Annotated in this window: 20 protein-coding genes and 2 pseudogenes; 10 read left to right on the top strand and 12 right to left on the bottom strand. The window is 55.0% G+C overall.

From position 1 onward, the window contains the following. From HF682_RS17700 to HF682_RS09060, 9 genes are all read left to right on the top strand, one after another. Positions 1-1,434, top strand: a 1,434-nt coding sequence (locus tag HF682_RS17700; RefSeq protein ID WP_205881954.1) for a guanyl-specific ribonuclease, incomplete at its 5' end; no start/stop codon positions are given. Positions 1,435-1,450: 16 nt separating this feature from the next. After that, positions 1,451-1,837: a barstar family protein gene (locus HF682_RS18105; RefSeq protein WP_168876989.1), complete on the top strand. Its 387-nt coding sequence runs from the start codon at positions 1,451-1,453 to the stop codon at positions 1,835-1,837. Between the two features lie 64 nt (positions 1,838-1,901). Continuing rightward, complete coding sequence (locus HF682_RS18100) at positions 1,902-2,408, top strand: hemagglutinin repeat-containing protein (protein ID WP_205882010.1); 507 nt, start codon at positions 1,902-1,904, stop codon at positions 2,406-2,408. A 226-nt stretch (positions 2,409-2,634) separates the two neighbouring features. Further along, positions 2,635-3,357 (top strand): TnsA endonuclease N-terminal domain-containing protein, encoded by a 723-nt coding sequence (locus tag HF682_RS09085; RefSeq protein WP_168876847.1) that lies wholly within the window; start codon positions 2,635-2,637, stop codon positions 3,355-3,357. Further along, the gene (locus HF682_RS09080; RefSeq protein WP_168876846.1) at positions 3,345-5,261 is read left to right on the top strand and encodes a TnsB C-terminal domain-containing protein; all 1,917 of its coding nucleotides are present in this window, start codon (positions 3,345-3,347) and stop codon (positions 5,259-5,261) included. The genes HF682_RS09085 and HF682_RS09080 overlap by 13 nt, the downstream gene beginning before the upstream one ends. Continuing rightward, the gene (locus tag HF682_RS09075) at positions 5,261-6,160 is read left to right on the top strand and encodes a TniB family NTP-binding protein (RefSeq protein WP_168876845.1); all 900 of its coding nucleotides are present in this window, start codon (positions 5,261-5,263) and stop codon (positions 6,158-6,160) included. Before HF682_RS09080 ends, HF682_RS09075 begins: the two co-directional genes overlap by 1 nt. Before the next feature lie 5 nt (positions 6,161-6,165). Beyond that, entirely contained in the window at positions 6,166-7,188 is a 1,023-nt protein-coding gene (locus HF682_RS09070; protein ID WP_168876844.1) for a TniQ family protein, read from the top strand. Positions 7,189-7,366: 178 nt separating this feature from the next. After that, positions 7,367-7,579, top strand: coding sequence for a hypothetical protein (locus tag HF682_RS09065; RefSeq protein ID WP_168876843.1), 213 nt, complete (start codon positions 7,367-7,369; stop codon positions 7,577-7,579). Beyond that, complete coding sequence (locus HF682_RS09060; protein ID WP_168876842.1) at positions 7,576-8,076, top strand: HAD domain-containing protein; 501 nt, start codon at positions 7,576-7,578, stop codon at positions 8,074-8,076. The genes HF682_RS09065 and HF682_RS09060 overlap by 4 nt, the downstream gene beginning before the upstream one ends. Positions 8,077-8,316: 240 nt before the next feature. Here HF682_RS09060 and HF682_RS09055 read toward each other — a convergent pair whose 3' ends face one another. From HF682_RS09055 to HF682_RS09005, 12 genes and pseudogenes are all read right to left on the bottom strand, one after another. Beyond that, positions 8,317-13,479 carry an ATP-binding protein gene (locus HF682_RS09055; protein WP_168876841.1) on the bottom strand — a complete coding sequence of 1,721 codons (5,163 nt, stop codon included), beginning with the start codon at positions 13,477-13,479 and terminating at the stop codon, positions 8,317-8,319. Between the two features lie 25 nt (positions 13,480-13,504). Continuing rightward, positions 13,505-14,625, bottom strand: a pseudogene (locus HF682_RS09050) (IS3 family transposase). 164 nt (positions 14,626-14,789) lie between these two features. Beyond that, positions 14,790-15,639: pseudogene (locus tag HF682_RS09045) on the bottom strand (integrase core domain-containing protein); the annotation flags it as partial. An 87-nt stretch (positions 15,640-15,726) separates the two neighbouring features. Beyond that, positions 15,727-15,948, bottom strand: coding sequence for a ubiquitination-like system serine protease family protein (locus HF682_RS18145; protein WP_505712046.1), 222 nt, complete (start codon positions 15,946-15,948; stop codon positions 15,727-15,729). Positions 15,949-15,958: 10 nt separating this feature from the next. After that, on the bottom strand, positions 15,959-16,984 hold the full coding sequence (locus HF682_RS09040; protein WP_168876840.1) for an ABC transporter permease: 1,026 nt from the start codon (positions 16,982-16,984) through the stop codon (positions 15,959-15,961). Continuing rightward, positions 16,981-18,489, bottom strand: a complete 1,509-nt coding sequence (locus HF682_RS09035) for a sugar ABC transporter ATP-binding protein (protein WP_168876839.1) — start codon at positions 18,487-18,489, stop codon at positions 16,981-16,983. Before HF682_RS09035 ends, HF682_RS09040 begins: the two co-directional genes overlap by 4 nt. An 83-nt stretch (positions 18,490-18,572) precedes the next feature. After that, a complete protein-coding gene (torT, locus tag HF682_RS09030; protein WP_168876838.1) occupies positions 18,573-19,646 on the bottom strand; it encodes a TMAO reductase system periplasmic protein TorT in 1,074 nt (357 codons plus the stop codon). 55 nt (positions 19,647-19,701) lie between these two features. Then, positions 19,702-20,679 carry a 5-oxoprolinase subunit C family protein gene (locus tag HF682_RS09025; RefSeq protein WP_168876837.1) on the bottom strand — a complete coding sequence of 326 codons (978 nt, stop codon included), beginning with the start codon at positions 20,677-20,679 and terminating at the stop codon, positions 19,702-19,704. Further along, on the bottom strand, positions 20,669-21,553 hold the full coding sequence (locus tag HF682_RS09020) for a 5-oxoprolinase subunit B family protein (RefSeq protein WP_205881952.1): 885 nt from the start codon (positions 21,551-21,553) through the stop codon (positions 20,669-20,671). The genes HF682_RS09025 and HF682_RS09020 overlap by 11 nt, the downstream gene beginning before the upstream one ends. Beyond that, entirely contained in the window at positions 21,550-22,950 is a 1,401-nt protein-coding gene (locus HF682_RS09015; RefSeq protein ID WP_168876836.1) for an acetyl-CoA carboxylase biotin carboxylase subunit, read from the bottom strand. Before HF682_RS09015 ends, HF682_RS09020 begins: the two co-directional genes overlap by 4 nt. Before the next feature lie 5 nt (positions 22,951-22,955). Beyond that, positions 22,956-23,201 carry an acetyl-CoA carboxylase gene (locus HF682_RS09010; protein WP_168876835.1) on the bottom strand — a complete coding sequence of 82 codons (246 nt, stop codon included), beginning with the start codon at positions 23,199-23,201 and terminating at the stop codon, positions 22,956-22,958. Positions 23,202-23,239: 38 nt separating this feature from the next. After that, the gene (locus HF682_RS09005; protein WP_168876834.1) at positions 23,240-24,016 is read right to left on the bottom strand and encodes a 5-oxoprolinase subunit PxpA; all 777 of its coding nucleotides are present in this window, start codon (positions 24,014-24,016) and stop codon (positions 23,240-23,242) included. Between the two features lie 289 nt (positions 24,017-24,305). Here HF682_RS09005 and HF682_RS09000 point away from each other — a divergent pair, with 289 nt between their 5' ends. Next, positions 24,306-25,232: a LysR family transcriptional regulator gene (locus HF682_RS09000; protein ID WP_168876833.1), complete on the top strand. Its 927-nt coding sequence runs from the start codon at positions 24,306-24,308 to the stop codon at positions 25,230-25,232. Positions 25,233-25,406: the final 174 nt, after the last annotated feature.

Raw genomic sequence — 25,406 nt, 5'->3', positions numbered from 1 at the left:
AAGAAAAACCGCGACCTGCAAAAGAAAGCCTACATGGAAGCCGCCGCCACCGTGATCGGTCAGATCACCGGCGGGCTGGCCGGAGGGCGAGACAGTGCCATTGTGGGTGGCAATGTGGCGCTGAATGGTACCCAGAACAACTACCTCAAACACGAGCAGATGACTGCATTTGCACACGCTTTGAAGCGGTGCAAAGGAGATCGGGCCTGTGAGGACAAGACCGCTGCAGAGTACTCCGCCTTAAGCGAAAAACAACGCAAGTATGCTGAAGCGGTTTGCAAGGCGGGGCCATCGTCACCTGAGTGCTCAAAGCTAATGGCTGAAGCACGATTGGCGGATAGCCTCTGGCCAAGGGCAGTCCCTTGGTCCGATAAACCCTACTTCTCCGTTGATCAAGCCGATGCTGCGAATGATCAGGAAACGCTGGCTCTCGGCGATGTACGTCTGTACTGCAAACTGGGAAGCCATTGTGCAGAGCTACTGTTCAGGCAGGATGCCCGCAACGATGCTGAGCAATGGAGCTATTGGGGACCGTTAATCAACCCCCATCCAGGCACGCCTGCCTATGCAAAGATGGCCAAAGCCTATCGAGAGGGGTATGCCTGGGCAAACGAAGACCTTGCAAAGATGACCGACGAGCAGGTCATTGCCAAAGGCCGGACCTATGACTTGCTCTTGACGGGAGCTATTGCATCGGGTACGGGCATGTTAGAGCGGGCCAAGCTGTCCTCTATCAAAGGCGCGCTGCAAGGGGTACTGGATAGGTTAAATAGCAATGCTGAAGGGGCAGCAGGCACCACTAACAGAGTGGTAAGTTCTGAGGTCATTTCTTCGATGAAACCCTCACTTACCTTACCTGAAAATGGTACGGCAGTCGTTCTTAGCCAAGAGTTGAAACTCCCGGATGGCAGCATTGCCCCCAAGGGCACCATCTTGATTAGGAAAGACCAGCATCTTGGCGTAGTCTATGAAAGTGGTGTCGAGAAGATCATCACCGCCAATCTGGCAAGTGGTACACCAGCTTTGCCTGCACCTCAAACTGGGGTGGGTGGAGTTGGATCTAATCCGCAAGCAGGCTCACATGCTTCGCAGGCTACAGACGATAAGCCTGTTAGGGTAATTGTCGGTGTTGTGGTTAGAGATCAAAGAACTGGGGCCATGTATGAGGGGGCGGTAGATCTTGGACCTACTTTAGATAGGATAAAGAATGGAGGAAGTTATCCGCATAGGAATGATGGTTCAATATTCCAAAATCGCCCACCACGACCAGGAGCTAACCCTCTCTTACCCATGCATCCTGCAGGCTATTACAAAGAATATGTCGTTCCCACTCCTGGAGTTTCTGGTCCAGGACCACAAAGAATTGTTGTGGGAAGAAATGGGGAAAAATACTACACCCCTGATCATTACAATACTTTTATAAGGATTGATTAATAAATTGCTTAGTAATGTGATTTTTTTTTATGAAAATGAGAGCGAGAATTTTGTTGCTGGCGCTTTTAATGCCATTGTTTCCAGTGACATTAAATCATTTGATGCTTTGCTTCAAAATTTAAGCGAAGTCCTGCTATTTCCAGATTACTTTGGTAAAAATTTAAACGCGCTGTATGATTGTCTTAGGGATTTGGGTTGGATTGAGGAGCGTATTGTCTTGGTGCATCACCAAACAATGCCGGATTTGCCTGAGGCAGAAATAGCTTCATATGTTGAGTTATTAGTGAGCGCCGCGATCGATTGGGGATTTGATGATCTGCATGAGTTACGTATCGCATTTCCATCGTATTGCAAGGATAGAATAATATCAGTTCTTTCCGATGTGGGGCTGTATGTGAGGTGAACGCCGAGAATTTGTTGTCATGACAAATATCATGCGGATCTATGTGCTGGGTCCCGGATAATCCCTGACGTCTCATAAAAACAGCCATCTCGACACCGCGCTCGCCCTCAAGGCTGGCTACGACAGCTACAAACTGGCGACGGATCAGAAGAAGTGGGATCAGTACAAGGCAGAGCGTGACGCCCCTGCCAAGGACAGCAACACTCAGGGCAGCGACAGCACCCAAGGCGGCCAAGGCACCAACGGCCAGGGCGGGCAACAAACCAACAACAACCCCGGCATCGGCATCTCGGTCGGCTTCAGCAACAGCAAATCCTCCAGCAGCAGCGACAGTAGCAGCAGCACCGCCAAAGGCAGCAATCTGCAGGCACAAAGCATTGTCCTGCTCGCCCGTGACACCGACATCCGCACCGAAGGCGCCAAGCTGCAGGCCAAGGACATCGACCTTGATGCCGCCCGCAACATTGAGCTCGCAGCCGCCGTCAACCAGGCCAACGTCCACAGCCGGAACAGCAGCAAAGGTAGCAGCTTCGGCTTTGGTCAGCTTACCGGCTTTAGTTTCCAAGGGTAGAGGCCATGCGTCTGGCAGCAATGGAGGGCAGCCTCCTCTTTTGGAGGGCTACCGCTAACCCCATCTAGATCATGGGCCATACCAAAAAAGAATGCGAAAGCATAAACTGATCTTTCGCATTCCTTACTTCATCTTCGCATTTAATCCTGATCGCTCACCACTACTGACCGGAGACTCAGTTGATTGAGAAAATCTCCTTGCCTTGGGGCTTTTCTTTCAGTATTGAATGCGACAAACTCCAGAAGTGGAGGCGACTATTGCCGTGGCCAAGGAGGTCTCCTGGATGCCGGTACGCAAAATCCCTAAAAATCATCTGGTGGTAACGGGCGGCTACTCCAGTCGCAAAAACGCCCAGATCGATGCCTTTGAGTCCTTGCTCGAAAAGGACTACTTCCTCCTGCTTGATTTCGACGAAACGGTCGACTCTTTCGAGCCCCAACCCGTCAGGATACCTGTCCCGGGTGTGCCCCGCGGCTATGTGCCGGATGTTCTGGTGCACTACTGTCCGGACCCTGTTGCAGGGGTGGAACCCAAGAGTAGTCTGGTTGATGTCAAACACACTGACGACCTAGCCAAGCATGCTGATAAGTACGCGATCAAATTCGAGTTTGCGAGGCAGTTTGCCGAGGAGCGTGGCTGGGAGTTCAAGATCGTCGACCAGCATCAGATCCGGACACCTCGCTTGGCGAACCTGAAGTTCTTGCGAGCGTACAGAAATACTACACTGGTTGTCGAAGACATTGATTGCGTACTTGATTGTATGCCGGACTTCCCCTGCTCACATCGTAGCGTGCTGGATCGGCTGGCACAAACTGACGATGACAGACTGCGCTGGTTGCCGGTTATCTGGTCAATGCTGCTGACGGGCCATCTGGTTACCAACATGGATGAGCCATTTGGAAGTGAAGTCCTCATTTCGCGGGGAGGCGCTCGTGCATGGCCAAGGTGATTCCCAACCAGTTATCGCTGACCAAAGGCGCGACCGTCAGCAACAATGGACGTGACTATGTGGTTGTCGCCGTTGCCGACCTGAACAAGATTCTGGCCAAGGACATTGAAACGGGTGCCAGTGTGTTGCTGACGATTGGCGATCTGCGCCCCCCTCAGCATCTTCCAGTAGAGGCTGTTCCAGGTGTCGAGGAGATCGATCTGTCGAGGATTCCCGAGGTAGATTGGGTACTGGCGGAGCAACGCAGAAAATGGCTGGAGCCATTATTGGTCAACCAGTCATTGTATGGCACCAAGATGGCCGAGCAGATTGCCGCTGAGGCAGCTGTTAACCGGGCGACCGTCTATCGCTGGTTGGACGCTTTCAGACGTACCGGGTTGCTCTCGTCACTGTTACCCATGCGAGGGCGGGGTGGAGGAGGAAAAGCAGGGCGGCGGATTTCACCGGAGGTTGAGCTCATCATTCAGGATGTGATCGAGGGCTTCCATGATACCGATCAGAAACCCTCGATTGCTGAGACTATCCTGGAAATCCGACGCCGTTGCTCAAATGCTGGGTTACGCCTTCCGGCAACCAATACCATTCGACTTCGTCTGAAACGGACATCAGGTCGTGAGCGTACTCGCCGACGACTAGGCGAAGCTGCAGCTTACGCCTTGCATGATCCAGGCAAGGGCAGTATTCCAGATGCCGATTGGCCCTTGGCCATCGTCCAGATTGACCATACCCTGCTGCCTGTGATTATCGTTGACGATGAGCACCGCAAGCCAATAAACCGAGCATGGATTACATTGGCCATTGATGTCGACAGCAGGGTATGCCTGGGGATGTATTTGTCTCTGGACCCCCCTTCGGCCATGTCAGCGGGGATGTGCATCTCACACGCCATACTGCCGAAAGAAGCTTGGCTCAGACAGCTGGCGATTTCAGAACAGATCACCTGGCCGTGTTGGGGTGTGATGGGCGCTATCCATATGGATAATGCCAAGGAGTTTCGCGGAGACATGCTGAAGATGGCGTGCAGGGAATACGATATCGACATCCATCTGCGGCCAGTGAAGAAGCCGCGTTATGGTGCGCACATCGAGCGCCTGATGGGAACAGTGACGCAGGGCCTCAAGAGCGTGAAAGGGTCGACCTTTTCCGGGCCGGATGAGAAAGGGGAATATGACGCGGAGGGGAATGCCTGCATGACCTTCGCCGAGATCGAGCGCTGGCTGATTCTGTTCTTTGCCCGCTATCACCGTGATATCCACACTGGTATTGCTATGGCGCCACTGCAGAAGTTTCGGGAAGGACTGCTGGGTACCAAGAAAAAGCCAGGGCGAGGTTTACCAGCTCGACGCCTTGATGAAGAGGTATTGAGGATCCATTTCACGCCCTATGTGGAGCGGCCAGTCCAAGGTTATGGTGTGGTCATCGACAATGTGCATTATTACCACGATGTCTTGCGTCCCTGGATCAATGCTCCGCACCCGGATTTTCCGAAACACAAGCGCAAATTCCGCTTCCATCGAGACCCTCGGGATATCAGCCAGCTATACTTTTTCGATGAGCTCAGCGGTCGCTTTTGTGCCATTCCCTACCGAGACACCAGCCATCCTCCCGTAAGCATCTGGGAGCTTCGCAATGCTCAACGTGCTGCGAAGGCAAAGGGTATCGACCCGGACAATGAGATGGTGGTCTTTGCCATCGTGAACGAACAGCGTGCACTGGAGGCGGCCGCGGCTGCCAAGACCAAGACGGCCCGGCGTGAGGCGCAGCGACGGGTTGAGCAAGCCAAGCAGCGAGAGGTAAAGAAGCAGACCATGCCGACTGTTTCTCAACCCGTTGTGCCCAGTGCGCCACCTCCGATGGTACGGGGATACAACCCGGATGAAGTTGATGCATTGGATGATGAGTAATGGATCAATCTGAGACCAGATCACGCCTCAGCCCAGAGGCAGAGCGCTTGCTGGATGAACCGGATGATGTCCGCATTCGCGCTATTCAGGCAGGGACCTGGATGAGCTACGATCGTGCCAAGGCGATCCTGTCCAGGATGGAGGATTTGCTGAATTATCCGCAAATCACCCGCATGCCGAACATGCTGTTGGTTGCTCCTTCTTTCAATGGGAAGACCTCATTGCTGGAGCGTTTCATATCTTTGCATCCACCTGATCTGGATCCGACAGCGGAAGTCACGAGATGTCCGGTGGTGATGGTCGAAGCTCCCTCTTCACCCGATGTATCGGCATTCTATACTCGCATTCTGGATGCATTGATGGCACCGTACAAACCCAGTGCCTCGATTCAGGAGAAAAACTCTCAGGTCAAGCACCTCTTTCGGGTGTTGGGGGTCAAGGTCTTGATTGTGGATGAGATCCACCACCTGATTGCGGGTAGCTTGAACCGGCAGCGGGATTTTCGCAATGCACTCAAGAGCCTGGGCAATGAAACCAAGGTGTCGATCATTGCTGCCGGCATCGAAGATGCCTACAACGCCTTCGTGGCTGATCCCCAGATGTCTAGCCGGTTTATGCCCGAAGAGTTGCCTCTGTGGCGGCCAGGCAGGGAGGTGGGCACACTGCTGGCCACGCTGGAGCGGCGAACGCCACTGCATAAACCGTCCAATCTGAAGTCTCCAGAGTTGATGAGCGAGATGTGTCTGCGCAGCGAGGGCACCTTGGGTGATCTGTGTGACCTTTTCAAGGAGTTGGCTGTGGACGCCATTCGCAGCAAGGCGGAAGAAATTACGCTGGAGCGCATCCGTACCATTCACTGGGTGCCGCCTTCCAGGCGTAAATTGCACCGCCGTTTCTAGCCACCATGAAAGGCCTGACTGCCTCGCTGTGGCCTGTCAGGTACAAGCCTTACCCCGATGAGCTGCTGACTTCCTGGCTGATCAGGCTGGCCTGGGGGCATGGCTTGAAGGCACAAACTTTTTGCAATCGGGTTTTTGGCGGTCGGCATCAGGTCTGGAACCGAGATTCGGACCGGCTTGCCCCGGTGTGGCTGATCAATGCACTGGTGGAGCAAACTGGAACGCCCAGGCAGATTGTTTACGGCACTACCCTGAGAGCCTATGAGGGGATACTCTACCCGCACTTCCGCCCAAGCGGGACCTTGCCCTGGGTTCAGACCCTGATGGTCTACCACCGAAGTCGCAGAGGCTATGGGGTGCAGTTTTGTCCCGTTTGCCTTGCTGAGGATGAGTGTCCCTATTTTCGAAGAGCATGGCGGGTTTCTTTTAATACGATGTGCATGCGGCATGGCGTGATGCTGCATGACCGGTGCCCGGCGTGCGGTATGCCTGTGGTGTACCATCGAATGGAAATGGGGCGAGGAAGCGTCTTCGAGGTGGGCTCCATGGCAGATTGTCACGCCTGTGGTTTCTCGCTTGTCGAGGCACCTCGACAGGAGATATGGGGCTATGACAGTCAAGCCTTGAGCTTTCATCTGGGATTGTGTCGAGCACTCACCGAGCCTGCGGGGGCAGGTATGGTGCCGGATAAGCTCCGGGTGATGCATCAATTGATTCGATTGATGGTATCTCGCTACAAAACGATAAGCTTACGACAGTATGTTTCCAAGACCTTGGGGGTAGATGACCCCATTGAGATTGCCGGACGGGTATTTGTTGAGACTCAGCCACTGGTGGCACGACATCACCTGATTCAGTTGGCAGCCTGGCTGATGGTTGATCTGGCGACTCGGTTAGAAGGGGCGTGGCGTGCAGGGACGCTTCGGTACAATCATCTTGAGAAAGACTTTGACGAAGCCCCAGACTGGTATCGCAGCATTGCCGACTTGTTTATGGACTGGCGTCGTCATAAGCGCTCCCCCGGCTAGACCTCGTACAAACACCTTGCTGGCGAAGTTTGTAGTCACATAGGGCCACGGAGCATTCCCTGCCACAGGCTTCTTCAGAGAGCCCAAATCAAGGGCTTGGCCAAGCCACACGGTTGTTTGGCCTTCGTCAAGCCAGCTACAATCAATCAACCCTGCAAGACCAAGCCGGAGAGAGGCCATGGCCACCTCAGCTGCTCTGAACACCCTATATCGATTGGCTGATTACCCGGTACTGGCCCGTTTGGCCAAAGCACGCACGCATGCAACCCGGCTGGATGGTAGAGCGTGCCGCTGCCTGTATGAATCCGCGTTGCCGCAACTGGATTGGCAAACCCTATCTGCAGCGGAGCGAGCGTTGATGTACGCGCTGGGTCTTGAGGAGACAACATGATACTGTTCCTAGACTTCGATGGCGTCCTGCACCCGGACACGGCCTATCTGATCAAGGGCCGACCAGTACTGCACGGTGAAGGTGAACTGTTCATGTGGGTGCCCTTGCTGGAGGACGTACTCTCCTCACACCCGGAGGTACAGATCGTACTGAGCACCAGTTGGGCGCGTGACTTCGGCTTTACCCGCGCACGCCGTTACCTGCCTGCCAGCCTGCGTAACCGCACAATCGGTGCCACCTGGCACAGTGCCATGGCCTTTGAAGGGGAGTACCGCAGCCGTAGTCGCAACACATGGTGGGACCTGCACAACCGCTACCAGCAAATCCGCCGCTATGTAGAACGGGCTGGACTGGCGCACTGGGTTGCGGTTGACGATCAGCCACACGGCTGGGATGCTGCAGATAATGACCATCTGGTACAGACCAACCCGGATACAGGTTTGTCTGACCCTGCTGTTATTGCCAGGCTACATCGCTTGCTGGAAACAGGATCATAAGTACCCCTTACCAGTTCTGACCATATACTTTGAGAGCATCCGCACCAACGATAGCGGTATCGCGCCTGAGTAGGATCAACAAGCCAAGAGATTTGGCTTCATGTTGATCGGTCTATGCCATGAGTGCCCAAATGAGTGCATACCTTCTGTTATGGCAGGCTTCTATATGAAGTTCGCACATGCTACCAGTCCCCAAGCATTGACCATCACACTTCAGGGATAAAATCGGCCACTCGCTGTTTAAAGCTTGCTAAGCTCCTCCTCCAGCCACCTGGCCTCAGGCACTCCAAGCGCAATTAGCGACGCTACAAGAGTGTCAATGGCAGGCCGAAACGGCGCGGTTTTGCTGAAGCTGTCCGGGCTGTGTGCCCGGATGGCCTCTATCAACAAGCACCAACGGCGACCCACACCGTGGTCGATCCACAGCTGTCGGAAATCAGGATAGGCCTCGATCCATACGCTTCCGGCCCCAACGAGCACATCTAGCTGCTCGACCCGTGGCGCAACCTCAAGTAGATTGAGCAACACTAGGGCGACGAAGAGTGACGGCCCTTTGCTGACCAGTTTGCCCAGAACAGGGAGAAACGGGCCGACTCGCTTCACGCCCTTCTCAAACAGGTAGCACTTCGATTCCTGTCCGTACATGTGGTCGTTGAAGAACAAGACGGCGATTGCCGGGCCAATGTGCATTCCGATGGACAAGTCCCTGCTTCGGCTGAGACGTTCCCATCCACGCGTGGTTATCATGTGGTCAGCGAGTTCTCGCCGAGTGTCTATGGCTACCTGCGTTGAGATGTTGTCGCCCTCGAAGTACACCGCGTCGATGCTGCGCAAGAAATCGACGAGCACGTCGTAGAAATTCCGGTCTGGGAGCGCAACGATGTGCCGCACGGCCAGTTCAGCGGCCTCAGGCGTTGACAGGCCGACAACGCAGCGTGCAACCGCCGCAAAGAACGGATCGTTCCACTCAGAAGGCGGACGGTCCGTTTCGTCTCCGTCGTTTAGGTTCGCTCCATTCGCGAGGGCCGTCCAAGGCATGTAGGCTTTCACGATCTCGTTGAGCCAAGGGCGCGTGTCATCGTGAGGAAGGGCGAACACTTGGCGCAACCAGAGAGCCGCAGCCTGATGATTTACATGCTTTGCTGGCGAAGGTACTGGCGCTTCAGGCGTAGCAATATGGATTCCGGGTAAGTGAAGTCGCCTTCTCGGCCGAGCCTTCTCTACCGGAAATGCCGGCCAGGTTGGCTCCGGGCTTTCGCCACCAAGCCATGCCATCTCAGCGTCAACGGCAGTCCGTGCCCGTTCATAACTGCGCGCCTTGCGAGCGTCGACATCTTCCGGCGACGCATCCCAAGCTCGGTTCTCCACGACACTCGCGCTGAAAGCACATCGGAGCACAGCTCTCGGCAGCCGGCTGTCGACCTCCGCTAGGGCTGCGGCGGACGTCCCGAAGCCGTGCGCGGCAGCGTGGTTTCCTGTCGCCGCTACCTCAAGAAGCAACCGCACGTCTTCCGGCGTTGACCGATGTCGCAAGGAGTGGATCAACCCGGCATAGGCGATCGCGGTCGGATTGAAGCGCAGGCCCCCTCGCATCTGCCGGTCAGGATTGTCGTCGAGCGCCGCAAGCGTGGTGTCCAGTTGCGACCGCGCCCATTCCCCGTGCTCGGCGCGCAAGGCATCATCGCCGTCCCGCATGACGATCATGGCGGCCGTCACAATCGCTTCCTCTTGCATCCGCCGCTCGCCGTCATCGTCGTCGGATTCGATGTCCGTCGTAGCTCTTGCCGAACGCCGCGCCCAAGCCACCGCCGCCGACCGGCCCTCCGGCAGCAACCGAGCGGGATCGTCGACTGCGAGGGTTAGCACAGACCGCGTAGCAAAATCTGACTCTCGCTCAGTCGCGGCGTCTCGTAAAGCTTGTAGATGGGTCTGCTCTGCCTCTGGCGATACATACTTGCGCGCAGTTGCGGATGAACCGTCCTTGAGCGTCACTTCGACCTCTTGCCAATTTGCGGTATCCGAGAGGTTCAGTGCGTACCTAACCATGAATTCCGGGTTGCCCAGGTGCGCACTCGTGGCGGGTTCGCCCAGGCGTGCTGCAGCGGTCGCCAGCAGCGTCCGCAGTGTCGTAAGTTGATCCGGGGTTGCTAGGAATGTGAAGTTACCAAGCAGTTCGTCAAGTGCTGTCCCTCGGCTGGGACGGCGCCTCAGGTCAGCGGCGGTCACACTGCCGACCGGTTCATTACGCAAGGCGCCAACTCCGAATAGGTCCGGGATACCGAGACGATCCTGCACCTTACGCGAGTGATCCATGCAAAGCAGTTCGGGACAACTTAGAAAAGTCGCCGCCACGTCAAGCGATTTTGGCCAATGCGAAATGATGAGATCAACTGCCAACAGCAAGTACGCAGCGCACGAACCCTGCGGCCCAAGCACGTCTGCTAGGACAGCTTCAAACGCTTCGCCAGCCTCGATGCGGTGGTGTGCCCATGCTTCGAGTGCCATCAGAGCGGATGTGACGGCATAAAAGTTGCTGTAACGTGACCATTCATAGGACTGCGTCCATGTGAACGTACGCGCACCTTCTGGAAAGACCAAGTCGATACTGTTTAGTCTAGGGTCAGCTCGTTGACTTACGGTTAGGAGAGCGTGCGCAACCAAGCGATGAACCAAGATCAGTCCATCCTTGGGGGAATGGGTCAATAAATCAAGGAATAGATTTTGTGCCAACGATGTCGGGCGGAAGTTGTAATCGTAGTACGTAAACACATCCTCGCGCTCTATCTTGGAGTAGTGCTCATGTTGCCGGGGCCTTGCGATTAATACCTGCGCGATCAGATTAGCCAACTCTGCTGGGGCTGCTTGCGCCAGCGTGCCGCGCATCTTCAGGATGCTGCGCACGATGTCTTCGTTATGCTCACTCTTTCCCACTGCCGTAAGGTATTCGGCGGCCAACTCCGGCGTTGTCCGCGCGAACATGACGAATGCATCACGGAGGTCCGATTTCAGGGACTGGACCCCGTCGCGATCAAGGTGCGCCCAAAACACAGGGCCCTCGCTCGGCGTCGGCATTGCGTCTCTTGGCTCCATCAACCTCAGCCAACGATAGATCTGCTGTGTCGTAAGCGGCGTGATATCGGTGGCGCCAAGCGTGCCAACCGAGAATGCCGCGAATAGCTGAACGATCTCTGGAATGGCCTCGTTGGGAACTTCATCTCTGGTACCCAAGAGCCAGATAATCAACGTCGTCCATGCTGGGCCGCGTGGGACGTTGATCGATGACGGTATGAGCGCGGGGTCGACGCCCGCAGCCCCAAAGACCTTTGCGGCCGGAAGCACGTCGACAGCCATGACCGTTCGGATAAGTTCGCGCAGCAGTGCGGCGCCATTGGCGAGAAGCTCGGGCGATGCGCGTTGGAGAAGTGCTTCCGCAGCTTCGGATCGAGCTAGGGCGAGCAACGCGGCGCGGCGCCAAGAACGATGAACTCCCGCTTGGCTCAGCCGATCAAAGAGCGCGTGCCACCTCGCGCCATCAGTCGCCCGCTCGATTGCCATGCGGCCTGCCAGCTCAACACCACGTGCAAACATTGCCGCTGCTGGCCGATCTAGTTGTAGCCTGTCGACGAGTTCCGGATCGGCGTGCAGTGCGCTCGCAATCGCCCACTCACGCAGTACGTCATGGCGAAACGCGACCCGGTCAATGCCCAAATCCCGCAGAGTGCCGCTAGACACCAAAGCATCGATCGGCGCCGCGGCTTGGCCTGTAACGTCGAGGAAGTCGGCGCCAGACAAGGTCTGCGCTGCCGCGCCTTGCAGCAGCCGAGTCCGATCACGCCACCCGGTGTCGCGTGCGCCGTCCGCACTGGTCCACCACTGCTCGGCCATATCGACTTCAGTGCGCGGTACGGGATCAGACGCCGGCTGACTCGCCAGCCGTGCGAGGCGAAACAGGTTTCTGGTGACCTGGCGTGCGGGATGGCCGTCCGTCAGAAGGGGCGCAAGCGAAGGATTTGTCACCTTCAACTGCTCAATCTCCACCTTGCTCAGCTCACCTATCATGATCGGGTCGGTTCCGCCCAGGCGTGCCAGTGCATCGCTTGGTAGCCAACTGGGCTCATCGATCCCAAATTCGCGCCGAGCCGTTGCGACCACAACCACCCCCGGAACAACAGAGGCTTCCCCGACGACATCCACGACCGTGGCCCTCTCCTCTGCGCTGAAAGAGTCAAGGTTGTCGACAAAGATCGTGGCGCCGCCGTCATTAGCCAGTTCGACGAGCAATTCGCGAAGCGTTCCGTCGAAGCTCAGCTGTGCGCGCAACGCGGTCCACCCGCGCGGCACACATCGTCCTGGGCTGAGAACGATGACCTGACTTTCGGCTTGCATGGCCTCGGCCATCTGCCGCAGGACGCCCGATTTGCCGACGCCCGCATCACCACGGATCTCCACATAGCGTCCGCGATCCAACGCTTCGCGCGTTGCGGTAACGCGCTCCTGCCGTGCAAGAACGACGTTGCCCACACGGTTACGAATGTCAGCAAGCGCCAAGCGGGATGACTCAGCTAGCGCGGCTCGGGCCGTAGCGTGCCGACGCTCGCCTAGGAACCGATAGCCCAGCTGCGCGAGAGCTTGCAGTGCTGTCTCGCGGGTTCTGTCACCGCCACTTTTCGCCACATCGATTGCTAGTTCTATGAGGCTACCCCAAAAGGCCCCAGCGCGTGATCCATCGTCGGGATGCAATACACGCACCGCGCGCTCTAGCGCCAGATCGTGCGATGCTGAGCCGGATGCCGTAAAGTCAAAAGTCAGAATCTGCAGTCGGCGCAACAACAGCCAGACGGTCTCGTTGTCGTCCAGCGAGTTTTCGTCTTGTAGGTGGCTTTTGAATGTCTTGATAAAGGCGCGCATGTCGTCATTAGCCACACCCGCCAGGTCGATTTGGGTGGCGAACGTAGCTGCGTCACCGATCTGCCGCGCAAGCGTGAGTACATCCTGATATGCCCCATCGATCTTGCGCGATCCCTTTGTCGTTGCAATCGCCAGCTCGTAGCGCTGCGTAAGAAAGTCAGGCCGTTGTGAGGCTTTGACAATTTGGCCTACAACTTTGCGAAAGATAGGGTCGGCGGCGGAGAAGGTGATGGATCGCTTGACCTGAACTTCCAGCACCGCCAACTCTCCGGATACGTTGTCGTGGGCGTGGATCACTACGTCGTCCAGCGGATGCCCCGTATTGGCCTGTTGTAGCGCGACTCGATCTATAGTGGCACCGGGAAGGCCTCGGGCGGGTGCTCCGGCGAGCATGGCTAGCAAGTATGATGCACCGACCTGGGCCTCAAAGTGGGTACCTGCTGGCCCGCTGGCCAATATACTTGTTCCTAAAGCCCCCTTTGCCAGCTCGCTCATATGATACCCCCGACGACCCCCATCTTCAGTAGCACTCCGCTTTAGAGTCCGGGGGCAGTTTAACAGTCCTTTCCGCCAGTGGTCGGGCATACTCGGAGGGCGTCAGCCCTCCCAATGCCTTCTTCGGGCGCGCTTCATTGTACTCGCACCGCCAGGCTTCAATCAGCACTCGGGCATGTACCAGACTCATGAATCAGTGCTCGTTCAGACATTCATCCCGCAAGCGGCCATTGAAGGATTCAATATAGGCATTCTGGTTCGGCTTGCCCGGTTCGATCTGCCGTAAGGCTATGCCACGCTGCTGCGCCTAGCCCTGCATTGCCCGTCCGCAGAACTCCTTTCCATTGTCCGTGCGAATCACTTGAGGCAAGCCGCGAGTTTGACCGACCTGATCCAATAGCCGGGTCAGCAGCTCACCGCTGATGGCGCGCTCCACTACCACAGCTACCGCCTCATGGGTGGCATCATCCACGATGGTCAGGCATTTGATCACCCGTCCTTCTGCACTTCGATCAAACACAAAGTCCATCGACCAGATTTCGTTGGCAGCCTGGGGCCGGATCAGCGCTTGACGCTGCCCATGCAAGACTTTCTTGCGCTTGCGCCGCCTTACCTGTAACCCCGCCAGCGCATACAGGCGTTCCACCCGCTTGTGATTCACCTGCCAGTGTTCTTGTCGCAGTTTCAGGCAGATCATGCTGACCCCATAGCGCCGGTGTTTCTGTGCCAGTTCAATGATGCGTTGACGCAGTACGTCGTTGCAATCGGGTCTCGGGCTGTAGCGGAAGGCACTCGTGCTCATGCGGGCGATACGCAGCGCATGACGCTGACTGAGTCCGCGTCCAGCCAGAAACCGCACCAGTTCCCGTCGGACCGGTGCGGTTACCACTTTTTTTGCAGCGCCTCCTTGATGACTTCGTTCTCCAGCAGGCTGTTGGCCAGCATGCGCTTGAGGCGGGTGTTCTCAGCTTCCAGTTCCTTGAGGCGCTTGGCATCGGAAACACTCATGCCGCCGAACTTGCTGCGCCAGAGGTAGTAGCTGGCTTCGGAGAAACCATGCAGGCGGCACAGTTCCTTGATGGGCAAACCGGCCTCGGCTTCACGCAGAAAGCCGATGATCTGCTCTTCGGTAAAACGCTTCTTCATGTCCACTCTCCTTGGTCAGGGGGATTGGACTCTAATACCGGGTGATACTCAAATCCGGGGGACCGCCGTCGGCGTTGCACAGCTTCGATTTTCCCTGTGTTCAACTTACCAGCCTCAATCACCTTGTTCTTTGTGATGATGTAATGCGACTTACAAGCATAATTGTCAGGTCCCGCATGATTGCGCACCCCTCTCAGGAACAGATGCGGGTGGGAATGCTGCCATTGCTTGAGTGCCTGTAGCGGCGTTTCATGACCCAGTGCCTTCTGTGGCAAGTGCTGGTTATACAGCCATACATAGCGGTGCAGCGTTTGTGCCAGATCCTCCGCACTGTTGAAGTGATGTGAGCGCAGCACCTGCGCCAAACGGCCATTGAAACGCTCCACCATCCCGTTGGTTTGCGGTGTCTTTGCCATTGTCGGTCAGCAGGGTCTGTATCCTGAACGGTGCAGCCTTGGCTACCGCGTTGAGGAACGAGCGGGCTGCGGCAGCGGTCTTGTGGCGCTTGATGGCAATGAAGACCCAGCGGGTGGCACGATCTATCGCCACAAAGACGTAGCGCCGGGTAGTTTCATCCGCCATCTGCGGCAGGTACTTCACATCAAGGTGCAGATAGCCGGGCTCATAGGCCTTGAATGGCTTGCTGGTATCGCTGGGCTTGTCCGGCACCGGCAAGCGGGAATGACCGCGTCGACGCAACAGGCGATCCAGCGCTGAGCGACTCATGCCGGGTTCGATGAACTCACGGATGACCGCCAGCAGGTCATCGAGCGGCAGCAACAGCTGTGTACGCAGGTAGATGACCAGCTCTTCCTGTGCAGCGTTAAGGGTGGTTTGCAGGCGGTGAGCGGTGTGGCTACCATCCTGTACGGTATCGCGCTTGCGCCACTTGCGGATGGTGTCGCGAGAGACGTTGAACTGACGAGCGAGTTCGTAGTCACTGCCGGTCGCCTTCTGGATGGCTTCACGGGTGGCGGGAGTGGTGGTGGCGTTCTTGTGCAAGGCGATCAGCATGGTATGTCCCGGTTCATCCATTGTGCCATGAGGGTGGTGAGGAGTTCACGCCCGATCAGTAGTGGTGATTTGCTTTTTAGCAGATATTCATCCGGGACCCAACACATAATTCCAGTTACCGATAGAGGGAGATAGGCTGACGGTCCCTCCTTCTTTGAGCAAATGCCACTTAGCTGGATTCAGCGGCGTAATGACCTTTTCCCCGCAGCCGCAACAGCACAAATGTCCAGCTGTTTCGAATTCCTCACTAATGTAGACTACTCCCTGCTCAAAGATGGCAGGGAACTGTGTGACAAACTCAGGTCTAATATTTTCTACGTTAGATAAGATATTTCTGACGCAATTGGTCAGTAATCACGGCAATGATCAGCAAGCAGCCGAGCACAACCATCTGCAGGTATGAGCCAATGTTGGCAATATTCATACCGTTCTGCACCAATACAATGAATATGGCCCCCAGGACTACATTAACCGTCTTACCAATGCCTCCACGCAAACTAACACCACCGATAACACAGGCCGCAATAGACTCAAGTGCAACCGTACCACCGATGTTTGCCTCCCCACTGCCCGTACGGGCGGTCAGCAATAGCCCCGAGACGGCTGCCAATAACGCACAAATAATGTAGGCCATCCAGAGCATGCGTCCAGAGCGGATGCCAGAAAGTTCTGCTGCACGAACATTCCCACCGACGGCATGGAGATGACGTCCCGCTGCAGTACGCTCCATCAACAACCAGACCAGTGCAACACCGATCAGACAGATAAATACCGGTGCTGGCATGCCCATAAGATCTCCAAAACCGAACAGGTCCCCAAACTGGCTGGGCAATCCGGATACCGGGACCCCCCCTGTGAGATACAACGCCAATCCAAAGCCAATCGATTGCACCCCCATGGTCATGATAAAAGGTGACACCTTAAACAGTGACACGCCCATGCCGTTGATTGCACCGACAACTATCGCAGCGGCGAGTCCGGCCAGACAACCAAGGACAATGACCCATTCCAGCGGAACGCCGGCATGGCTCAGGGCGGCCATGGTCATAGATGACACGACCGAGGTGATAGCAAGCACCGTACCCACCGATAAGTCAAAACCGCCACTGATAAGCGCCAACATCTGACCTAGAGACACCAGAATCAGGTATACCGACTGACGAAACAAATTGATGAAATTCTGCGTCGTCAAAAACTGGTCGGATAGGCTACCAAAAACGATAAGAGACCCCCCCAGAAAAATCGGTAAGACACCAATTTTAAGGAGCAGCTGAAAGACGGCTTTCGGACCAGACAGAAACTGTAGCGCGGCCGTTGCCGGTTTATTGGCGTTTGTTTCGCTCATGACAATACCTCTTCTTTGTCAAAAAAGTGCTGCAGCACATTCGATTCTGTAATTTCATCGCCCGACAATTCGGACACAATACGCCCCTGGGACATCACATATAGTCGATGCGACAGATGCATGACCTCAGGCAAGTCAGAAGAAATGACCACCACGGCGGCCCCGGTCTCGCACAATTCACGGATCAGTTCGTAGAGGGCGCTGCGGGTACCCACGTCCACCCCAACCGTAGGCTCATCAAGTACATACAAGTCAATGTCGGTAGACAACCCTCTGGCAAACAGTGCTTTTTGCTGATTGCCTCCGGATAACAAACCGACCGGCTTGTGTAGATTGCGGTCGTGCAGCTCTACCCGCTTGGCCAACTGTTTGGCCGTACTCAGCTCCTTACGGGGAGAAAGCCCGCCAAATCCGGAGCGGTGCTTGCCGTGCCGCAAGGCAGGCATGGTGATGTTGCTGCGCGAACTGAATGAGAGAAACAACCCTTCTGCCCGACGATCCGGTGGCAGGTAGAAAAATCCTTCTTTCCACATCGATGACGGATGATGGTTCGTTATCGGTTTACCCTTGAAAACCACTTCGCCGGCGATCACCCGGTCTATCCCGAATGCCGCCCGCAATAATTCGGATTTACCACAGCCGACCAGTCCGGCCACCCCGACCACTTCCCCGCGACGTACCTGGATGCTGGCAGACTGGACGCCAGATCGAGTGGATACGTCTTGCAGATCAAGAATCACCTCCTGAGGATTGGCCGCAATCTTCGGGTAAATGTTATCAATCGTACGTCCGGCCATCATCTCTATCAGCCGCTCTTCTTCAGTCACTTTGGCATCTACGGTGCCAATATGCCGCCCATCACGCAGTACGGCCACACGATCAGCAATCGCACGGATTTCCTGCATGCGGTGCGTGATATACAACACCCCTACACCTTCTGATTTCAGTCGCTCGACAAAGGCAAACAATTGACGTGTTTCCTTGTCGGACAGCGAGGCTGTCGGCTCGTCCAGAATCAACAGCCTCACCGGGTGGCGGAACGCCTTCGCAATTTCGACCATCTGTTGATGTGCACGTCCGAGCGTCCCTACCCGCACATGCAGCGGAATATCAAACCCCAGCTGTGCCAACAGGCTGGCTGCCTGGCGTTCCATGGCACGCCGATCCACCAATCCCAATCGCGTTGGTTCGTCGCCCAGAAACAGGTTTTCAGCAACGGTCAGGGAGGGTACCAGCGAGAATTCCTGAAACACGGCGCTGATGCCATGCCGACGGGCATCCAGCACCGACTGGAAATGGCAGGGTTCATTTTCAAGCAGCAACCGGCCTTCCGTAGGCAACTGCGCGCCGGCAATAATGGAAATCAGGGTTGATTTGCCTGCCCCGTTCTCGCCAAACAAGGCCAGTACTTCACCCTTGTGTAAAGTGAGCGAGACACTGTCGAGCGCTTTTACCCCGGGATACTGCTTACTCAGCCCCGATACATCGAGTAATGTGTCGTTCATGGATCAAATTCCAAGCAAAATTCTGCCCCGGGTGGCATTCTGTGAAGAAGCCACCCTGACACAATCGTTATCTGAGTGATGGCTTAGTTGACGGTAAAGACGGGCGTAAAGCTGTCAGGTGGCAAGATGTTTTCTTTCACGATCCTGCCAATGTTTTGCTGATCGACGACAAAGATTTTGGGTCCGACATGTTTGAGGACTGGTTTGCCTTCCAGCAAACGGATGGCCTGGTCAACCGCAATACGTCCCTGAATCACCATCGAGTCAGCAGGAGATGCCATGATCTGTCCCTGCTTGATGCCTTCATATACGCCTGGGGTAATATAGAAAGACAAGAGCTGCACCTTACCGCCCAAATTACGGGACTTCACGATCCCCTGCGCTGCCTCGGCTGTCACCGCGGTACCTGCGATGTATTTCAGGTCAGGATTCGCCTGCAGGACGTCTTCAACCAGTTTGGATTGTGCTTCCTTGCCGGTATCCCCGTATTTAGGGTCCAGTACCTTGAGCGCACTGTTCTTGGTCGCATCCATGAACCCTTTATGTGCTGCCTCCACCCATCCGGCACCTGCAGGCCCAGGGAACCAGCCTACTTTCACGGTCGGTGAGCCTTTAGGGTGTTTTTTCGCCAGGTAGTCACCGGTAGAGAAGCCCATGGTGTAAAAAGAAACCAGGGATTTGGCTGCAATATCCGGTGAATTAATCCCGTTCACTAGATCAATGACCGGTATTTTTTTGGCCGTGACATTCTTCACTAGATTATTAAGGCCATCTGCTGAAATGCCGCCGATAATCACCGCATTAGCACCGGCTGCAACACAGTCTTCAATCTGGGAAATCTGCTTGCCAAGATTGGTATAGCCACCGGCTTCCACCAGCTGTAGCTTGGCGCCTGCCCGCTTTGCTTCCTCGGTCACCCCGTAATCGACCCCCAGCCAATAGGCATCCTTCATGTGCGGAAATGACACGCAGAGATTCCATTTCTTGGCCGCCTTGGCCAGCGGCGTATAGGACTCACTACGTGGCGTACTATTGGTGAACGGTGGCTCAGTAGAGCTCACCATGTAGGGGTACCAGTTGGAAGCACTAGCGGACAGGCTGACCCAGAGTCCGGCCAACAAGATAGAACCTATCTGAATGCGTTGCTGCAGTTTCATTACTCTCTCCTTAAGGGCATGAACACTACTTTGGATAACACACTTAAATACGGCTCTAATCCGCCAGTGCGGCGTAGAGCTTTTCAAACTTCGCCTTGCGGGCCTGACGTGCCTCAAGTGCCGTCTGCATATCCACCAATGAAAAGCGGCATTGATAACCCGGTTGCATCTGCCCCACCAGATCGAGGTCTGCAGAAATGACAGCCCCTACCATCATGTAGCCGCCCCCGGATACGGCGTCCCGCAACAAGATGATGGGCTCCTGCCCGGAAGGCACCTGAATGGAACCAATCGGATAACAGGCATCCACAATATTGGAAGGATCTGACCCAGCGCCAAAAGGTGGTGTGCGCGGCACAAAGTCAAGCGGTTTGCCGCCCTTTAGCCGGTAACCGATGCGGTCAGCCTCCGGGGCGACAGCCCAATTGTCGGTAAAGAAATCGGACAGTGAATCTGGCTTCACGCGATGATCATAAAGACCAGGCATAACGCGTAATGTGACTGCCTTTTCCATGGCAGGTACCAGCGCAGCAGGCAGTTGTCGTCCAGGTCTGGCCCGAGCAGTGGCCTGCCCTGCTTTCAAGACATCTCCTGCTTGCAGACGTCGACCTTCATGGCCACCAAATACACCCAGGCCATAGGTAGAACGACTACCTAACACAACGGGTACATCAACCCCCCCCCCAATCGCGACATAGGCTCGAGCACCCTGACGCACATAGTCAAATGTCAGGCGATCTCCCGCATGTACCAGAAATGACTCATTTACTGGAAAAGGCGCGCCATTCACCTTGGGCACCATCAATGCCCCGGTCACGGCCATCAACGCATCCTCCGTAAACTCCAGCTCTGGCCCCATCAAGGTGATTTCGAGTACGGCCAGGTCAGGATCATTCCCCACCAGCAGATTGGCAGCCTGAAAGGAGAACTGGTCTAGTGCCCCAGATGGCGGAATACCCAGATGATAAAAACCACTCCTTCCACCATCTTGCAGTGAAGACGCCAGGCCGGGTTTAATTACATTAATCGCCATACAACACCTCAATCAGTGAACGGTTATACGCCGCAGGATCCTCTTCAAATGCAGCCATCGAAAAGCTGACCGGACGGATTCTCAGAGATAACTGCCCCTCATCGGCCAAACGAACAGCCTCTTCATATTCCGGCAGGTTGATCGGCTTGAATTTAACGATGTCTCCTGGACGGAAAAAGCACATGAAGTCCTTGAGATAGGGCTGTCGCTGGGCATGATCAAAAATCGGAGCCGGGGTCACACCAAACATCTGGTAACCGCCCGCACCTCGCACCGAGTAAATGCAGCCAAAACAACCACCATGGCCAACCGTCAGCTTGGGTGTATCCGTACGGGGGCGCAGATATTTGGGCACCTGGATCTGCCGTTCCCTTTCCACCATCTGATACATGAACGGTAAGCCCGCCACAAATCCGACCATAGAAACAAACCAGGGTGAGCTGGCATGTGCATTGATAAAGGCCGCCACACTGTCATAGCCGTTGATGCGAGCCGCGTAGGCAAGATCAGTGGATGAAGGATCCTGATGCCGCTCACGGAAGCGTAACTGGGTTTCGTTAGTCCAAGGATCGTCATAGAAAACCGGAATTTCGATAATGCGGGTCTGAAGTTCGTTGCTGGCAGACTTACCCACCTCTTCTTCAATCTCCTGCAACTGTCGCAGCAGCACTTCCGGGTGAATGACGTCTGGATCGAACCTGACCTGGAAGGATGCATTGGCAGGACAAATTTCCTTTAGCCCAGGTAATGCCATTGCCTGCAGACGACTGGTCATGGCCATGGACTTGAAGAATGCGGGCAGAGACATTGATTCGTCGATTTCGACAAACAGATGTTCGTCACCACCAAAGGTATATCGGCATTGAATACTCATATGGCACTCCCGGCAGTTGATTCTGCTGGCTTTTGTTCTTCCCTTTTCCCGCTCATCCAGCGCTCCAGCCAGTTGGTATCGTATTCACCAGACTTCACGGCGTCGGTTTCCAATAGGGCCAGAAACAGTGGTTGTGTGGTTTTGACTCCGGCAATCGACAACTCACCAAGACTGCGCTTCAGCCTCGCCAAGGCGGCTGGGCGGCTCTCATCCCAGACAATCAACTTGGCCAGCAGTGAATCGTAATAAGCCGGAATCTGGTAATATGCCCGCAACAGCGAATCAATCCGTACACCAGGCCCTTGTGGCCAGACAATATCGCCGACCAGTCCCGGACATGGCATGAACTGCTTTTCCGGATCTTCAGCATTGATACGTACTTCAATCGCATGTCCACGGCGTGTGATGTCTTGCTGGCTATACGGGAGCGATTCACCAGCAGCAATTCTCAGCATGGCTTTCAGCAGATCCACCCCTGTAATCATCTCGGTAATCGGATGCTCGACTTGAATTCGGGTATTCATCTCAATGAAGAAGAATTCACCGCTTTCACTATCAAAGAGGTATTCCAGCGTTCCGGCACCGCGATACGCCACTGCCTCAGCAAGCTTCACAGCAGATGCACATAATGCCTTGCGGGTAGCCTCATCCAGGACCGGAGATCCGGCTTCCTCAAATATCTTCTGGCGGCGGCGCTGAATGGAACAATCCCGCTCAAAGAGATGAATGACAGAGGTGCCATCCCCCAGCACCTGAACCTCAATATGGCGAGCACTAGCGATAAAGCGCTCCAGATAAACCGCACCGTTACCAAATGCGGAAGTAGCTTCGGCGACAGCAATCGGGTACTGCTGGCACAGTTCGGCCTCATCCTTGGCGATCCGTATGCCCCGACCGCCCCCACCAGCAGCGGCCTTGATCATGACCGGATAACCAATGACGCCGGCAGCCTCAATGGCACCTTCCAGCGAACCAACTTCACCATCACTACCAGGTACAACGGGCACACCTGCGGCCATGGCAGCAGTTCTGGCTGCTGCCTTGTCTCCCATTGTGCGAATGGCACTGGCGGACGGTCCCACAAAAACAATGCCTGATTGCTCGCAAGCCTCTGCAAAACTGGCATTCTCCGACAGGAACCCATAGCCCGGATGAATTGCATCAGCACCGACTTCTTTGGCGACAGCCAGCACCTTATCCTTGTCGAGATAACTTTTGGCAGCCTGTGCCGGTCCAATTAATGCATGTTCGTCCGCTAACCGTACTGCCTGGCTATCAATGTCCGCCTCGCTACAAACTACTACGGTTCGGATGTCCAGTTCACGAGCGGCCCGAATAATCCTTACGGCAATTTCGCCACGGTTGGCGATCAAAAGTTTTTTGATAGGCTTTTGCATTCAAGTCACTCCGTTTCCAGGATTGCAAGTACATCACCCGGTTCGACAGACGATTCTGCTGCCACCTCAAACCGCACCAATCGTCCCGATACCTCGGTCACTACCTCGCTATACATTTTCATGACTTCCAGCAGCGCTATCACGGTACCTGCTTCAACATACTGCCCTTCCTCCACAAACATCGGTGAGTCAGGAGACGGTTTCCGGTAGAACGTTCCCGGCAGATGGGAACAAATCGTCAGTTGTGCCATGTGCTCTCTCCAGTTCTGTCAAAAAATTGATCACGCATTCATTCAATAAAATCGGAACATGGTGAAATCTGGATGCCATTAGCGTCCAGCAACGCCCGGGTAGTCTTCACAATGTCCAAAGCGCCGGGCGTATCACTATGGATGCAAACCGAATCAAATCCGATATCAATGTCATCCCCATCCACGGTCCTGACACGCCCTTCCACACATGCTTTCAATACCTTCTGGGCCACTATGTCAGGATCCAGTCGCCCGACTCGTCTGGTAAATACAATGCTGCCTGTCGTGTCATAATCCCGGTCGGCGTAGAACTCCCTTACCACCGGCTGCCCCATTTCCTTGGCGACCTTATAGGTGATCGAACTCTCCATCACCATCAGCAGCAAGGTGGGCTCAATCTGTTGCAAGGCACGGATCATGGTACGGGACAGTTCCTCATCCACGGCAACCTGCATATAGAGTGCGCCGTGCGGCTTGAAATGCTGAATGCGCAATCCATTGAGACGCGCAAATTCACGCAATGCCCCCAACTGATAGATCATGTCGTTTACCAGTTCGTCGGCCGGGGCCACAATACGACGTCTACCAAACCCCACCAGATCTCGAAAACCTGGATGCGCACCAATGCGGACACCGTGGGTTTTGGCGAGGCGTACGATTCTGTGCATGATGTTCGGATCGCCTGCATGAAAACCCGTCGCAATATTGGCCGAACTGATCATAGGCAAGATTTCTTCATCCACGCCATCACCGATAACCCACATGCCAAAGCCTTCCCCCATATCGCAATTCAGGTCGATTCGTGGATGCTTCATTCTTGTCCCCTTTACCTATGCTTCTGTCAGAAAATTTGATGTGGCAAAGTGTAATCCCGCCCCCTTTCATTTAAAACTGATATATTTATATAATGCATTATTAAAAAATCAGATAGCATAGTGTGAGTAACAGGGCCAACACCGCACACTAGCCAGAAGAATACCGGCTGATCACATCAACTCATGACTTCAGATCAGTTAAATTGAAATAATTGATATTCAGATTCTGATTTTCAGATATCATATGTAAAAAATATCGTTGTAAATATATGCAAAAGGAGGGTTGTAGGTGTCGCTCAGCTTCCGACAGGTGAAATATTTTGTGGCAACTGCAGAGATGGGGCAGATTTCAATGGCTGCTGCTGAGCTCTGCATCTCGCAATCGACCGTGACAACGGCCATTAAGGAACTGGAACAGATGCTGGGCACGGATCTCTTCCAGCGCACCTCGCATGGCATGGTGCTCACAGAAGCAGGGCGGCGTTTTCTGCCCCTGGCAAGGCAGATTCTGGATAGCATCAGCGAAGCCATGAAACTCACGCACGCCAACGAAACCATCACCGGTACTTTGCGTATAGCCGCTACGTATACCGTACTCGGTTACTTCCTGCCCCATCACTTGCAACGGTTATCCAACCTGCTCCCTGAAGTTTCCATCAACCTGTTTGAACTCAACCGGGAAGTGATTGAAGAAGGCCTGATTACCGACCGCTACGACCTGGCCGTGGTACTGACGTCTAATCTGGTCAACCCTGAACTGGCGTCCGAAACCTTCATTAACTCCCAACGACGGCTATGGGTACCTGCCGCCCATCGCTTCCTGAAACAAGAGGCCGTGACGCTTGCCGATGTAGCAGAAGAGCCCTACATCATGCTGACAGTGGATGAAGCCGCCTACACTGCTCTTCGTTACTGGAACAACACGCCTTACCAGCCGGATATCCGCTTGCGCACATCCTCAGTGGAGGCCGTGCGCAGTATTGTGGCCAATGGTGGAGGAATTGCTATCCTGTCCGACATGGTTTATCGCCCGTGGTCACTGGAAGGTAAGCGCATTGAGACAGTGCAGCTGCAGGACCCCGTTCCCGCCATGGCGGTTGGTTTGGCATGGAAGAAAAGCTCGGAATTTACCCCTGCCATGATCGCAGTACGAAGCTATTTCCGGCAGATGTTTATGGGGCCAAGCTCCATGCCACCTGTCTATAGACAGACATAATCTTTTTCTATTTTAATAGCCCGTTGGTCGGGTGCAGCGTTCTCGGCAGTCCATCGCACCTCTGCTTCTTCAACTAGGTCAAGAGCTTTCGAATAGAGTGTTTGTGCGCTAATTCCTGCCCGTGCAGCAACTTCCCGGCGGGAGAGCAGAACCCCATCATCGAACATCGCATTC

Source organism: Leeia aquatica (assembly GCF_012641365.1).
Classification (GTDB): domain Bacteria; phylum Pseudomonadota; class Gammaproteobacteria; order Burkholderiales; family Leeiaceae; genus Leeia; species Leeia aquatica.
This window is presented reverse-complemented; position numbering and strand designations above follow the sequence as displayed.